13 protein-coding genes are annotated in these 14,456 nt (G+C 71.4%); 9 read left to right on the top strand and 4 right to left on the bottom strand.

The annotated features are described in order from the left end of the window. Positions 1-86: 86 nt before the first annotated feature. Entirely contained in the window at positions 87-434 is a 348-nt protein-coding gene (locus ATL45_RS17440) for a VOC family protein (RefSeq protein ID WP_093155046.1), read from the top strand. Here the strand turns inward: ATL45_RS17440 and ATL45_RS17435 are convergent. After that, a complete protein-coding gene (locus ATL45_RS17435; protein ID WP_093155048.1) occupies positions 401-1,435 on the bottom strand; it encodes a YncE family protein in 1,035 nt (344 codons plus the stop codon). The two genes, ATL45_RS17440 and ATL45_RS17435, sit on opposite strands and share 34 nt — an antisense overlap. A gap of 311 nt (positions 1,436-1,746) precedes the next feature. Here ATL45_RS17435 and ATL45_RS17430 point away from each other — a divergent pair, with 311 nt between their 5' ends. Continuing rightward, the gene (locus ATL45_RS17430) at positions 1,747-2,625 is read left to right on the top strand and encodes a LysR family transcriptional regulator (protein WP_093155384.1); all 879 of its coding nucleotides are present in this window, start codon (positions 1,747-1,749) and stop codon (positions 2,623-2,625) included. A gap of 73 nt (positions 2,626-2,698) precedes the next feature. Here the strand turns inward: ATL45_RS17430 and ATL45_RS17425 are convergent, their stop codons facing one another. Then, positions 2,699-5,170: a UvrD-helicase domain-containing protein gene (locus ATL45_RS17425; protein WP_093155049.1), complete on the bottom strand. Its 2,472-nt coding sequence runs from the start codon at positions 5,168-5,170 to the stop codon at positions 2,699-2,701. A gap of 415 nt (positions 5,171-5,585) precedes the next feature. Between ATL45_RS17425 and ATL45_RS17420 the strand changes: the two genes are divergently transcribed. Both ATL45_RS17420 and ATL45_RS17415 read left to right on the top strand, forming a co-directional pair. After that, positions 5,586-6,263 carry a DedA family protein gene (locus ATL45_RS17420; protein ID WP_093155051.1) on the top strand — a complete coding sequence of 226 codons (678 nt, stop codon included), beginning with the start codon at positions 5,586-5,588 and terminating at the stop codon, positions 6,261-6,263. A gap of 386 nt (positions 6,264-6,649) precedes the next feature. Beyond that, a complete protein-coding gene (locus ATL45_RS17415) occupies positions 6,650-6,937 on the top strand; it encodes a chorismate mutase (RefSeq protein WP_093155052.1) in 288 nt (95 codons plus the stop codon). Between the two features lie 156 nt (positions 6,938-7,093). Here the strand turns inward: ATL45_RS17415 and ATL45_RS17410 are convergent, their stop codons facing one another. Both ATL45_RS17410 and ATL45_RS17405 read right to left on the bottom strand, forming a co-directional pair. Continuing rightward, the gene (locus ATL45_RS17410; RefSeq protein WP_093155054.1) at positions 7,094-8,410 is read right to left on the bottom strand and encodes an MFS transporter; all 1,317 of its coding nucleotides are present in this window, start codon (positions 8,408-8,410) and stop codon (positions 7,094-7,096) included. Between the two features lie 35 nt (positions 8,411-8,445). After that, complete coding sequence (locus ATL45_RS17405; RefSeq protein ID WP_093155055.1) at positions 8,446-9,237, bottom strand: 3-hydroxybutyrate dehydrogenase; 792 nt, start codon at positions 9,235-9,237, stop codon at positions 8,446-8,448. A gap of 218 nt (positions 9,238-9,455) precedes the next feature. On the opposite strand from ATL45_RS17405, the gene ATL45_RS17400 reads away from it, so the two are divergent. The 5 genes from ATL45_RS17400 (at position 9,456) to ATL45_RS17380 (ending at position 14,309) form a co-directional block, all read left to right on the top strand. Then, positions 9,456-9,770 carry a hypothetical protein gene (locus ATL45_RS17400; RefSeq protein ID WP_093155057.1) on the top strand — a complete coding sequence of 105 codons (315 nt, stop codon included), beginning with the start codon at positions 9,456-9,458 and terminating at the stop codon, positions 9,768-9,770. Between the two features lie 122 nt (positions 9,771-9,892). Then, on the top strand, positions 9,893-10,621 hold the full coding sequence (locus ATL45_RS17395) for a PIG-L deacetylase family protein (protein ID WP_093155385.1): 729 nt from the start codon (positions 9,893-9,895) through the stop codon (positions 10,619-10,621). 21 nt (positions 10,622-10,642) lie between these two features. Beyond that, positions 10,643-11,551 (top strand): hypothetical protein, encoded by a 909-nt coding sequence (locus ATL45_RS17390; protein ID WP_093155058.1) that lies wholly within the window; start codon positions 10,643-10,645, stop codon positions 11,549-11,551. Positions 11,552-11,673: 122 nt separating this feature from the next. Next, positions 11,674-12,426: a hypothetical protein gene (locus ATL45_RS17385; protein ID WP_093155060.1), complete on the top strand. Its 753-nt coding sequence runs from the start codon at positions 11,674-11,676 to the stop codon at positions 12,424-12,426. A gap of 479 nt (positions 12,427-12,905) precedes the next feature. Beyond that, positions 12,906-14,309, top strand: a complete 1,404-nt coding sequence (locus ATL45_RS17380) for a serine/threonine-protein kinase (protein WP_093155062.1) — start codon at positions 12,906-12,908, stop codon at positions 14,307-14,309. Positions 14,310-14,456 lie beyond the last annotated feature (147 nt).

Here is a 14,456-nt window from a genome sequence, read left to right as displayed (position 1 = left end):
CCACACCGGCGATCAGCGCAGGCCCGTGCTCCCGGCCAGCGGTCTTGTGCCGACCGTGGCACGGTTTGGCCGAGGAGGTCGGGGCGATGATCAACGGTGCGCACCTGCTGCTGTTCACCCGGGACGCCGAGCGGGACCGGACGTTCCTCCGCGACGTGCTCGGGTTCGAATCCGTGGACGCCGGCGGCGGGTGGCTGATCTTCGGGCTGCCACCCGCCGAACTGGCCACCCACCCCACCGACGCGACGCCCACCTGCGAGCTCTACCTGTTGTGCGACGACCTCTCGGCGACCATCGGTGAGCTGCAGGACCAGGGTGTCGAGATCACCCGCACGGTCAGCAACGAGGGCTGGGGTCTGCTCACGGCGTTCCGGCTGCCCAGCGGCGCGGAGATCGGGCTCTACGAGCCCAAGCACCCGCGGCCGGGCACGTAGGCGAGACCGTGCGCGCCCGGTTCGCCGCAGCGGTCGACGGGCAGCACGGCCAGGACATCGTGGGTCTCTAGGTCGACCACGGTCACCGTGGACGACACCACCGCGGAGACGTAGGCGCGGCTGCCGTCGGGCGAGGACGTGATGGTGAGCGGGAATTCGCCCACCTCGACCTCGCCCAGCGGCTCGCAGCTGCCCGGCGCGAAGATCAGCAGCCTGCCCGGCCGCTGCGTGCCCAGGCCCGGGCCGCCAGCGGACATCCGCAACTCACCGGCCAGCAGCAGGCCGGTGCTGGTGATGTGCACCGGCATCACCTGGCCCTCGGTCGGGATGGTGCGGAGCAGCTCACCGGTCTCCGCGTCGATCACGAGGACCGCGGTCGGCGCGCTGCGATGCCCGCCGAACGCGGCGTACGGCGTCGCGACGCAGACCCTGGTCCCGTCCGGGGAGACCGCGATCCCCTCGCTGCCCGGTACCGGCACGCGGGGCAGCAGCTCGCCCGTGTCCAGGTCCACGGCTGAGACGAACGGGGCTTCCTTGTTGCTGGCGTATCCGCGACGGCCGTCCGGGGTGATGGCGAACCAGTGCGGGCCGGGCGCTGCGGTGTCGATGCGCCCGATCGGCGTGCGGGTGCGCGTGTCGAGCACGACCACGCCGCCAGGCCCGGCCGGGCCTTCCTCGACGCTGACGTAGAGCCGCCGGTTGGCGCTGTCCAGCGCCAGGCCGTGCGGGCCGTGCTCCGGCGATATGTCGATGACGTCGATGATCGCGCGCTCGTCCGGATTCATGACGACGATCTCGGCGGCCCGGCCGCTGTTCTCGTGGTAGTAGCCCGATCGGTAGGTGATCGCGCAGTACAGCGCCCGGTGCTCCGGGTCGAAGCACAGCTCGTGCGGTTCTGCGGGCAGCTCGATCGTGTCGAGGTGCCGGTGGGTCGTGGCGTCGAAGAAGGCGACCGCCGGGCCGCTCTGCGCGACCACTGCCAGCACATCTCCTGAGCTCATGCGGCTCTTTCCAATCTCGTTCGGCGCGGCGGTGCGGGTGGCGCGTTCATCGGGTGAACGCCGGTGCACGCTGCGCGGGTGGGCGACACCTTCCGAGCGCGTGTCGCGACTGACGTCGGCAGCCGGGGCTCCGGCCTGCTGCCGCGGCGCCCGCATCAGCGGGCCCGCGTTCCACCTTCGACGCCGAACGCCACCGCCGCCATGGCGGAATCGGCACGGAATCCTTGCCCTGCGCGCAATAATGCCGGTGGCCCAGGCAGTCGCGCCGGGCGTGAGCTGTGTCGCGCAACGGAGTTCGCGGAATGTCCACGATGGATCTGAACTTGCTGGTGGCGTTGGACGCCCTGCTCCAGGAGCAGAGCGTGACGCGCGCGGCGGAGCACCTGCAGACCTCGCCCGCGGCGATGAGCCGCACCCTCGGCAGGATCCGCCGGATCCTGCGCGATCCGCTCCTGGTGCGTGCCGGTCAGCGCATGGTGTTGACGCCGCGCGCCGTTGAGCTCCGCGACGAGGTGCACGCTGTCGTCGAGCGTTCCCGCGCGCTGCTCACTCCCGGCGACCAGTTCGATCCGGCGACCCTGAAGCGCACTTTCACCCTCCAGAGCAGCGATCTGCTCACCGGCGCACTGACTCCCGCGCTACTGGCCCTGACCGCCGGCACGGCTCCCGGAGTGGCGCTGAGGTTCGTCCCGGAGACCGCTGAAGGCACCTCGGCGCTGCGCGACGGATCGGTGGACGTCGAGATCGGCGTGCTCGACCACCTGGATCCCGAGACCCGCACCGCACCGCTGACGACCACGCGGCTGGTCGGGGCCGTCCGGCCGGAGCACCCGCTGGCCCGGGGCGAGATCAGCCCGCAGCAGTTCGCCGCTGCGACGCACATCAGCGTGTCGCGGCGGGGCCGGGCCCGCGGCCCGGTCGACGACCGGCTCGCCGAACTCGGGTTGCAGCGCCGGGTTCCGGTCGTGCTCCCGAGCCACACCGCCGCACTGCTGCTCGCTCGCGACACCGATCTCGTCTGCCTGGCAACGGAATCCGCCGCCCGGCACGCGGGCCTGCGCACCTTCGAGGTGCCGCTCGACCTGCCGCCGGTGAGCATCGGCATGGCCTGGCACCCGCGCAACGACGTCGACGCCGCCCACCGCTGGCTGCTGGGCCTGATCCGCAGAGCCGCAGCAGAACTGAGCTGAACCAGGCCGCGCCCGAGCAGCAATCAGTCCACTTCGGACAACGATCGGTGCTCGTCAGACGGCCGCCGGACGATCAGATCTTGGTCAGCGGGACGCTGCCGATCAGCATGAGGCGCACCGTTCCAGCGGTGCCGAAGTCGATGGTCGCGGTCGCCCGCGGGCCCTCGCCCTCGGTGGAGAGCACCGTGCCCAGGCCGTACTTGTCGTGGGTGACCCGGTCACCGGCCGCCAGCTTGATGGAGACGGTGTCCTTCCAGCCCTTCATGCCGGTGCTGCGCATGCCCCGGGCGGACAGCCCGGCCTGCGCCGAGTCCGAGCCGGTGCGGTCGAACCCACCACCGCGGCTGCCCCAGGTGCTGCGCACCTGCGGCGCAGCGCGCTCCGGCTCGATCCGTCGCCAGTGCAGCAGCTCCTCCGGGATCTCGGTGAGGAACCGGGACGCCGGATTCGTCATCGGCTGCCCCCACGCCGACCGCATCAGCGCGCGGGACAGGTACAGGCGCTGCCGGGCGCGGGTGATGCCCACGTAGGCCAGGCGCCGCTCCTCGGCCAGCTCGGCCGGTTCGCCCAGCGCCCGCATGTGCGGGAAGATCCCGTCCTCCCAGCCGGTGCAGAACACCACCGGGAACTCCAGCCCCTTCGCGGTGTGCAGGGTCATCAGGGTGACCACCCCGTCGCCCGACTCCGGCAGCGAATCCGCGTCGGCCACCAGCGAGACCCGCTCCAGGAACGCCGACAGCGAGTCGTCCGCGGGCAGCCCCAGCGCGGTCTCCTCGTCGTCCTCGGCGGCCGGGACCGCAGCGGCGACCACCGCCTCCGCCGACGGATCGGTCTCGCCCTCCGCTCCGGCCGCGGGCACCCCGGCGCGCGCTTCGATGAACTCGCGCGCCACCGTGACGAGCTCGGTCAGGTTCTCCACCCGCGTGGCGTCCTGCGGGTCGTCGCTGGCCTCCAGCTCCGCGCGGTAGCCGGTGCGCTCCAGCACCTGCTCCAGGGTCTCCGCGACGTCGGACTCCGCCGCCACCTGCTGCAGCTCGTCGAGCAGCGCCACGAAACCCGAGATCGCGTTGCGCGCCCGGGTGTTCAGCAGCGCGACCCGGCCGTCCGCCGCATCGCGCAGGGCCCGGGCGAACGAGATCCGCTCCTGCTCCGCGTGCACCGCGACCACGGCCTCCGCCCGGTCACCGATGCCTCGCTTGGGCACGTTGAGGATGCGGCGCAGGCTCACCGTGTCGTCCGGGTTGTCCAGCACCCGCAGGTAGGCCAGTGCGTCCCGGACCTCGCGGCGCTCGTAGAAGCGCACCCCGCCGACGACGCGGTAGGGCAGGCCGAGCCGGATGAACACCTCCTCGAACACTCGTGACTGGTTGTTGGTCCGGTAGAACACCGCGATGTCGTTGAACGTCGCGTCGCCCGAGTCGACCAGCCGGTCGATCTCGCCGGCCACGAAGGCCGCTTCGTCGTGCTCGTTGTCCCCGACGTAGCCGACGATCTGCTCGCCGTCGCCCGCGTTGCTCCACAGCCGCTTGTCGCGGCGGTTCGGGTTGCGCCGGATCACCGCGTTGGCCGCGGACAGGATGGTCTGCGTGGAGCGGTAGTTCTGCTCCAGCAGGATCGTCCGGGCCTCCGGGTAGTCCCGCTCGAACTCCTCGATGTTGCGGATCGTCGCCCCGCGGAAGGCGTAGATCGACTGATCGGCGTCACCCACCACGCACAGCTCGGCCGGTTCGACGCCGTCCTCGGTCGCCTCGGTGCCCACCAGCTCGCGGACCAGCACGTACTGCGCGTGGTTGGTGTCCTGGTACTCGTCCACCAGCACGTGCCGGAACCGCCGCCGGTAGTGCTCGGCGACGTCCGGGTGGTTCTGCAGCAGCTCCACCGTGCGCATGATCAGGTCGTCGAAGTCCATCGAGTTGGACTCCACGAGCCGGCGCTGGTAGGCGGCGTAGACCTGGGCGACCTTGCGCTCCACGTCGTTGCCCGCCTGCTCAGCGGCCGTCTCCGGGGACAGCAGCTCGTTCTTCAGGTTCGAGATGTGCACCGCGAGGGTGCGCGCCGGGTAACGCTTGGAGTCGAGGTCCTGCTCCCGGGCGATCATGGTGATCAGCCGCCGGGAGTCGTCGGCGTCGTAGATCGAGAAGTTCGACGACAGCCCTAGGACCTTGGCCTCGCGGCGCAGCACCCGCACGCACATCGAGTGGAACGTCGACACCCACATCACGTTGGCCCGGCGGCCGACCAGCTCGGCGACGCGCTCCTTCATCTCGGCCGCGGCCTTGTTGGTGAAGGTGATCGCCATGATCTGGCCCGGGTGCGCCCCGCCCGCGAGCAGGTAGGCGATCCGGTTGGTCAGCACCCTGGTCTTGCCCGACCCGGCACCGGCCACGATCAGCAGCGGCGAGCCGGTGTGCACCACCGCGTCGCGCTGTTGCGGGTTCAGACCGGCGAGCAGGGCTTCCGGGTCCGTGCCGCGCCGTCCGGCGTGGCCGGGTTCGGCGGGCGACAACGGATCGTTGTTCCACTGGAGGTCGAGTGGGGTGCTCATCGCTCATCCACGTTACCGGCCGCCCCGGACAAAGCCCGAATCCCGTGGCACCGCGCACTCCCGCGGCCCGGATCCCACCCGGTGCGACTCCATCCTGCGCGCTCCCGCGACGACGCGGCCCGGCTCCCGCCGACCGCCACCGGCCCGGCCAAGCCCGTTCGTCCGGCGGCTGACTTGCGCACAACGGACATAAAGATCAACAATGAGCACTCGACCCACCGCAGAGCATGCTGCCGCGTGCGCCCGTCCGGCCCAGTGCCGGACGCGGGCCGGACCCGTGAGCCCGACCACCGACATCGACGTCGCCGGAGCACAACTCCGGGAGCGGCTCAGGGACTCCCCCGATCCGCAGCGCGGCACCGGACGGGACGGTGGTTCCGACCCCCCACCCGACCCACTGCGGAATGAGCCGTGCATGGACCTGATCAACCAGATCGACGCCGCGATCCGGGAGTTCATCGCATGGGCCGCGACGCTCAACCCGTGGTTCTGCGTGCTGGCCGCACTCGTTCTGCTCGTGCTGGAAACCTCCCTCTTCATCGGTGTGCTGGTCCCCGGCGAGGCCACCCTGCTGCTGACCGTCGCCATCCTCGGCACCGGCTGGGCACCCGCCCTGTTCGCCGCCGCGGTGCTGGGCAACCTGCTCGGATCGAGCGGCGGCTACTGGCTGGGCCGCCTGCTCGGCCCCGGCCTCCGCAGCACCTGGGTGGGGCGCAAGATCGGCGAGCGCCGGTGGCAGACCGCCGAGCAGGTCGTCCAGGAGTCCGGCGGGCGGGCGCTGATCACGATGCGCTTCGTCGCGGTGGTGCACGCGGTCGTCCCGGCGGTGGTGGGCACCTTGCGGATGCCGTACCGCCGGTTCCTCGGACTGGTGGCGATCGCGGCGATGCTGTGGGCAGGCGTGCAGACGACCGTCGCGGTGCTGTTCGGCGAAGCGGCCCGCGCGGTCGGCTACGGCTGGACGGTGATCGCGCTGACCACGGTGGCCGCCCTCGCCACCGGCGTTCTGGTGTTCCGCAGCGTTCGCCGCAACGCCGCGCAGCGGGCGGTGCCGGAACCGGTCGAGAGCTGCGCCGGGCGGAATGCGATCTGATCTTCACGGGGTCCTCCGAACTCGTCGTGCGGGGCAGTGCGGACAGCGGGCCGCGAGCGACCCGCGGCGGTGCGTCGATCTCCATGAACCCCAAGATCCCGGCAGCTCAGCACCGACTCCACCGGAATAACTCGAACAAGTGATCGATACACCGATTTGTTCACCCAGTGGGATGAGTGGTCCACCTCATCGCTGTGCGCAGGCGAGTTGTGGCACACTGGAGCCGTGCGAGCGCAGACTTACGAGTTTTTCTACGGGCCCGGGACTCCGGCGCCCGTAGTTGCGTGAGCTCGAAAACCACTACGAACGCCTCGGAGTCCCTAGGACCCGGGGCGTTTCGCGTTCCCGGGCCGGGACTTGGGGCCGGAGCTGGAGGACAACGCCCGATGAACGCCACAGTGGACGGTGACCAGCCGCAGGCCGAGCAGACCGCGGCGACCATCGACGACTTCCGCGGGGAGATCGACCACCTGGACGCCGAGATCCTGCGCCTGATCAAGCGCCGCGCCGAGGTCTCCCGCCAGATCGGCCAGGCCCGCATGGCCGCAGGCGGTCCGCGCATCGTCTACAACCGCGAGATGGACGTGCTCGCCCGCTACCGCGAACTCGGCCCGGAGGGCCGCGAGCTCGCGATGATCCTGCTCCGCCTGGGCCGCGGCCGCCTGGGCCACTGAACCCCCGGGTTCAGCCTCACACCGCACGGCTGTTCTGCAGCGAGCGGACCGCTCACCCGCGAACGCTCCGCTCGCTCCAGAGCCGCATCCCGGGCGGACCCCCGGGCAACGGCGTGATCGACGGGTGGGCGGCCGGACCGGCCGCCCACCCGGCCGTCAGACGCCGTGGTCGGCCGACAGGTCGCGCTTGTGGGTCTCCGGCGAGCGCACCACCGCGATGATGGTGACCAGCGAGCACAGCGCCACGTAGATCGAGATCGGCACCGCCGAGCCGAAGCCGGCCAGCAGCGCGGTCGCGATGATCGGGGCCAGCGAGCCGGCCACGATCGACGCCAGCTGGTAGCCGATCGACGCCCCCGAGTACCGCACGCGGGTGCCGAAGAGCTCCGCGAAGTACGCGGCCTGCGGGCCGTACATCGCGCCGTGGAGCACCAGGCCGACCGTGGTGGCGAAGGTGATCACGAAGAACGACCTGGTGTCCAGCATCGTGAAGAACGCGAAGGCCCAGACACCGGTGCCGATCGCGCCCACCAGGTACACCGGCCGCCGCCCGATCCGGTCCGACAGCGCGCCCCACAGCGGAATGCTGATGAAGTGCACCACCGCGGCGATCAGCGACGCGTTCAGCGCCAGACCGCGCGGCAGCTCCAGGAACACCGCGACGTAGGTGAGCACGAACGAGGTCAGGACGTAGTAGACGACGTTCTCCGCGAACCGGGCGCCCATCGCCGTGAGGACCTCGCTGCGGTACCGGCGGAGCACCTCCAGGATCGGCGGTTTGTCCGCCTCGCCCCGCTCCGCGGCCTTGCTGGCCGCTTCCAGGAACACCGGCGACTCCGCGACCGCCAGCCGCACCCACAGGCCGATCAGCACCAGCACCCCGGACAGCAGGAAGGCGACCCGCCAGCCCCAGGCCAGGAAGGCCTCCTCGGTCTGCACCGCGGCCAGCACCGCCAGCACCGCGGTGCCCAGCAGGTTGCCCAGCGGCACGCCCGCCTGCGGCCACGACGCCCAGAAACCGCGGTGCCGCGCGGAACCGTGCTCGGAGACGATGAGCACCGCACCGCCCCACTCGCCGCCGATCGCGAAGCCCTGCACCAGCCGCAGCGCGGTCAGCAGCAGCGGAGCCACCACGCCAGCCGCCTGGTACGTGGGCAGCAGGCCGATCAGGAACGTCGCGCCGCCCATCATGATCAGGCTCAGCACCAGCAGCTTCTTGCGGCCGAGCCGGTCGCCGTAGTGGCCGAACACCAGCCCGCCCAGCGGCCGCGCGATGAACCCGACCGCGTAGGTGATGAACGCCAGCATGGTGCCGACCAGCGGGTCGTGCGCCGGGAAGAACAGCTTGTTGAACACCAGCGCGGCGGCCGAGCCGTAGAGGAAGAAGTCGTACCACTCGACGGTGGTGCCGACCAGGCTCGCCACCACCACCCGCGCGGTGGACGATCTCCCCGGAGCTGACTTGGTGGTCATCGCGACGTCCTCTCTGCCGAACCGGGATCCAGTGGTCAGTTCGCGGTCCAGCCGCCGTCGATCGAGAACGAGGCACCGCTGATGGACGCGGTGCCCGGTCCGCACAGCCAGATCGCCAGCGCGGCGACCTCGTCGGGTTCCACCAGGCGCTTCACCGGGGTTCGCGACAGCAGGACGTCCTCCACCACCTGGGCTTCGGGCACCCGGTGCAACCGGGCCTGCTCGGCGACCTGGCGCTCCACCAGCGGAGTGCGGACGAACCCGGGGCACAGGCAGTTCGACGTCACGCCGTACGCCGCACCTTCCAGCGCGATCGACTTGGACAGCCCCTCGATCGCGTGCTTGGCGGTGACGTAGGCGCTCTTGTACGGCGAGGCGCGCTTGCCGTGCACGGAGGAGATGTTGATGATGCGCCCCCAGCCGCGGCTGTACATGCCCGGCAGCGCAGCTCGCACGATCCGGAACGGCGACTCCACCATCACCCGCAGCATGCTGCTGAAGACGTCCGCCGGGAACTCGTGGACCGGTGCCACGTGCTGCATGCCCGCGTTGTTGACCACGATGTCGGCGCGGTCGCCTAGGTCCGCGGCGGCCTCCGCGTCGTTGAGGTCGACCACCAGGGCTTCGGCCCCGATCTCGGTCGCGAGCGCCTCGACCTTGGCCGCGGCCCGGTCGACGGCGACGACCTCCGCCCCGGCGTCGGCCAGCCGCCGGGCCACCGCCGCGCCGATCCCGCTGGCCGCGCCGGTGACCAGGGCCCGTTTGCCCGCCAGACCCGTGGCGGGCGCAGTGTCGGTTCGATCCGTTCCGGTCGAGCGATCACTCATAGCCTTCAGAACCTAGGCGTGACTCGGGTCTCAATCCAGGGGCTGAGGGCAAGCAATTCCGGGGCTGCCGGTGCGGCGCCCGGCGCGGAAGCCAGCACTTCAGGCCCCGCCTTCGGCAGCTCCGAGCGCAGCTCACGAGGACCGCGCGCGGACCCGGACGAGGAGATTCAGGGATATCACCCATACCGGGCAGCAGCGGAACAAGGCAGACTGTTCCCATGGTTGTTGCTCTAGTGGCGTTCCTCGTGACACTCGCCGCAGTGCTCGCCGCCGCCGGGCACGCGGGTTACCTCGCGATGCTGACGTCTGCGGCGAAGAAGCGGCCCGGCGGCCAGCCCGCCGCCGACTTCGCCAAGAAGCGGTTCCCCATCGCCGGGGCCGGCCTGGGCGTGACGCTGCTGGCGTTCCTGATCGCCGCGGGCGGTAGCTTCGGCGCCGACATCTTCGCGATGATCCTGGGCGCGGGTGGCGGGCTCGGCTCGATCAAGGCGCTCCAGACCACGCAGAGCCGGTTCCGCAACGGTCAGTACTGACAGGCGATACGAAACTGGGCCGTTCGGGTCAGATCGAACCTCCGAACGGCCCGCATCGATCACTCGTCGCACACGGACGACCCCGCTCCGGAGTTTTCGCAGCTGCGCCGTAGGCTGTGACCATGACCACTCCGTCGGGCTCGGCTGCCGGGTTCCAACGCGCCCTCGTGGTCACCGCGCACCCCGACGACGTCGACTTCGGCGCCGCGGGCACCGTGGCCTCCTGGACCGCCGCCGGCGTGACGGTCGGCTACTGCATCTGCACCTCGGGTGACGCGGGCGGTTTCGACGACACCCCGCGCGAGGACGTGCCCCGGATGCGGCAGGACGAGCAGCGGGCCGCCGCAGCCGCTGTCGGCGTCGACGACGTGCGCTTCCTCGGTTACCAGGACGGCCAGGTCGTCGCGAACCTCGGCCTGCGCCGGGACATCGCGAAGGTGATCCGCGAGTTCCGCCCGAACCGGGTGATCACGCACTCCCCGGAGATCAACTGGGCGCACCTGCCGGTGTCGCACCCGGACCACCGCGCGGTCGGCGAGGCCGCGCTGGCCGCCATCTACCCGGACGCCCGCAACGCCTTCGCCTTCCCCGAGCTGCTCGAAGCCGGCTTCGAGCCGTGGACCGTCGACCAGCTGTGGCTGTCCGAGTCCCCGGCGGACCGGGTCAACCGCGCGGTCGACATCACCGACCACTTCGAGGCCAAGCTGGCCGCGCTGGCCGCGCACCGCTCGCAGACCGCGCACCTCCCCGATCTGGCGGACATGATCAGGCGGCACCTGGCCCGAACCGCCGAGCAGCACGGCATGCCCGGCCGGTTGGCCGAGGCATTCCACGTAGTCGACACGGCGTGACGCAGGAAGTCGAGGCCTCCGATGCACAGCGGCAGAACCCTCGGCTGGAGCGGTCAGCTCGACTGGCCGCCGGCCCCGCAGACCCCGGCGGGCGGCAGGCACCGCCGGACCGGATCGGCGATCGACCGGACGCCGGCTGCGCCGCGCGCGCTCGCCGCGCCCGACCCGCTGGTGGACACCGCGCCGGTCGGCGGCCTGCACAAGTTCGACCTGGGAATGGTGCCCGCCTCGGTGACGCCGCCGCGCAGCTGGCGGCAGGCGGCGTGGTTCGCGATCGCTTCGTCGGCGGCGGCGCTGGGCGGGCTGGTGCTGGTCACCTCGATGCTGTCCGGCACGACGCGGATCGACGGCATGGACCTGCCGACCGGCCCGATGCCGCGCGGCGGGGAGTACCCACCGCTGCTGCCGGACGACGAGCGCGATCGCTACTTCCTCACCGGTGATCCGACGCGTCCCCAGGCGGTGGTGCGCCCGACCGGCTCGGTGCTCCCGAAGCCTCCGTCCGATGCGGTCGGCCCGCCCCCGGCTCCCGGGACGGCCACGGCTCCCAGGCCGACCGGCTCCGCCCGTCCGACGCCCACGACCACGCGTCCCCGGACCACCGAGATGCCGCAGCTGCTGTCGTTCACCGACACCGAGGGGATGAAGCGGCGCAGCGACGACTACTACGCCGCGATCGGGCGCGGCGACCTGCGCTCCGCGTACGCGCTGACCACCGGGCAGCTGGCGGAGGACGGCTACGAGGCCTTCGCCGCCAGGTACTCCGGCGCCGAGTCGATCGAGGTCGTCGACGTCTACGTCACCCCGACCAGCACCGTGCACACGCTGCGGGTGACCGATCCGGACGGCTCGGTGCGGACCGAGCGGCGCGAACTGCGCTACGCGCGCGGCGAGCAGCCGTTGATCAACTCGGACAAGCGGCTCGGCTGACGAAAATCCGATCACGGATGGTGCTCGGCATTGCTCCGTTCGGGGACAGCGAGCGGCCCCTTCCGGTGAACTCGGCAGAACCCCTTCCGGCGCGGGGGTGCGCCGGGGTACGTGTTCACGGCGTGGAGACTCCTTCGTCCGGTCGCCGGCGCGATCAGCGGGGCCCGGGCTCGATCAGCGTCGCCGAGCTGATGCGCCGCACCCCCATCTCACTCAAGCACGAGCGGCTCGCCGACCAGCTCCTGCAGGACGACGACGCTGCGGACGCCTCGCCCCCGGCCCGTCGGATCGCCTTCGGAACGCTGGGCGTGCTGCTGCTTCTCGGCGCGACCGCCGCCACCGCGACGCTCGTCGCGCACCCCGCCGACGCGCCCCGCCCGGCCGCCGCCGCACCGATCACGGGCGCGCTCGCGCTCCGGCCGGACCTGGTGCGGGATGCGCGCTGGCCGTTCGCGGGCAACGGCGGCTTCGCCGGTGCCGCGACCGGCGACACCACCGTCGAGCGGTCGGAACCCCTGCAGCCGATGGTCGCCAACCCGGCGGCGGGCAGCGCGAAGTCGGCGCGCAACGTGGTCGCCGAGTTCTACCGCCGCCTGGTCGGCGATGCGACCGGCGCGCTGTCGATGGTCGCTCCGGAGCTCGTCGCCGGGCAGCAGACCTCGGTGGTGCGGGCGTGGCGGGCGGCCGAATCGGTGGTGGTGGACGAGAGCAAGCTCCGGATCGAGCCGGGCGGGGCGGTGCTGGCCGAGGTCGAGGTGCGGTACCCGGCAGGTGACCGGGTGCGGCTGCAGCAGCGGCTGACCGTCGAGTCGGACTCCACCCCGAAGATCACCGGCGCCGAGCTGCTCGGGGCCCGGCACACGGTGTCACGCTGAGTGACCGATCGGCACCGCTGGAGACAACAATGCGGCAACGACCGGAGGCGCCGGAATCCCGCGGTGCGGACCGAGGCGAACCGGGCAACGCGGATATCGTTGTCGGGCACAACCGGTTCGACCCCCGCAACGGGTGGTCTTCCCGACCCGCCAAGACCAACATCACCTGCGCAAACGGCTGTGAGAAGCGACCCGATCGGGCGACCGCCGTGATGCCGCGGAGTAACGTCGGGAAAGGTTGCGCAGATCTTTTCCAGTTCGGACCTACGCCGATTCGGCGTCGGCTAGGCTCCCGTAGCGCGGTTCGGTCACCGGCCCACCCGGCCAACCCGGCCCGCGCTGAGAACGTGTACATGTCGGAGGACCGGTGCCGGTCCGCCAAATCCGCTGATGTCCGGTGGGGGCCGCGTTGCCCGGGATCATCATCCCGGATGCTCGCTGATCCCGCTGGGCATCGATAGCAGTACGGGGAGACGTCGGTGAGCGACGAAGGTCGCCTGGTCGCCGGACGCTACCGAGTGCAGCGACGCATCGGCAGTGGCGCGATGGGCGTGGTGTGGGAGTGTGTGGACGAACGCCTGCACCGCACGGTCGCGGTCAAGCAGTTGCTCCTGCAGCCCGGATTGGATCCGGGTGAGGCCGAGGAAGCGCGGCAGCGGGCTATGCGGGAAGGCCGGATCGCAGCCCGGCTCCAGCACCCGAACGCCATCTCGGTCTACGACGTGGCCGAGGACGAGGGTCAGCCGGTCCTGGTCATGGAGTACCTGCCCTCCACGAGCCTCGCGGCGATGATGGCCGAGCACGGACCGCTGCCGCCTCGCGAGGTGGCGCGGATCGGTGCGCAGGTCGCCTCGGCGCTGGGCGCCGCGCACGCGGCCGGAGTGGTGCACCGCGACATCAAGCCGGGCAACATCCTGCTCGGCGACAACGGTGACGTGAAGATCACCGACTTCGGCATCTCGCGGGCGCAGGGCGACGTGCAGGTCACCAAGACCGGCATGCTGGCGGGCACGCCCGCCTACCTGTCGCCGGACGTGGCGATGGGCCAGGAGCCGACGCCCGCCTCCGACGTCTTCTCGCTCGGGGCGACGCTGTACGCCGCGATCGAGGGCCACCCGCCGTTCGGCCTGAACGAGAACACCCTCGCGCTGCTGCACGCGGTGGCCGCGGGCCGGGTCGAGCCGCCGCAGCAGGCCGGGCCGATGACCCACCCGCTGATGGCGATGATGGCCAACCGCGTCGAGGACCGGCCGGACATGGCGCAGGTCCGCGAGATGGTGCAGGCGGTGGCCGACGGCGGATCGGCGAGCTCGATCCCGACCATGGCCGCGCCGATCCCGCCCGCGCTGGCGCCGGAGCCCGGTCCCGACCAGGCGACCAGCGTCGTCGGTCAGGACGGCACCGCGGTCGCCTACTACGAGGACGACCCGTACTCGGAGCGGCCGTACGAGGACGCCACCTCGTACATGGGCGCGGACACCCGCGGTGACGCGGCGATCTACGAGAAGCCGCGCAAGAGCAAGCGGCCGGTGGTGATCTCGGGTATCGCGCTGGTCGCGGTCGCGGTGATCGCGGTGCTGGTGACCTCCGCGCTGATGAACGGCCAGAAGCCGGAGCCGGCGGGCAACCTGACGCCGACCAGCGAGATCATGCCGCCGCCGACTTCGGTGGAGGAGACGGTCAGCGAGGAGGCTCCGCCCACCACGCGGCAGACCCGGACGTCGGAGGAGGACACGCCGACCACCTCGTCCAGGCCGACGACCAGCTCCCGGCCGACGACGTCGTCCAAGCCGACGACCAGCGCCGAGGAGACGCCGTCCTCCGATCAGGACGAGCCGACGTCGCCGCCGTCGTCGAACTCCGACTCGGGTTCGGAGAACTAGTCCGGCTCAAGACAGCACCGGCCGGGGCGCGCACCGCGAGGTGGGCGCCCCGGCCGGTGTCGTTGGTCGCCCCGGTGTGTACTGGTGTGCTTGGTGCCCAGTAACGTTGCACCCCGTTGGGTGAAGCTGGCCACGGGGGTCCGGTCA

Source organism: Saccharopolyspora antimicrobica (assembly GCF_003635025.1).
Lineage (GTDB): Bacteria > Actinomycetota > Actinomycetes > Mycobacteriales > Pseudonocardiaceae > Saccharopolyspora > Saccharopolyspora antimicrobica.
Note: the sequence above shows the minus strand (reverse complement) of the source record. Positions and strands in the feature narration are given on the sequence as shown.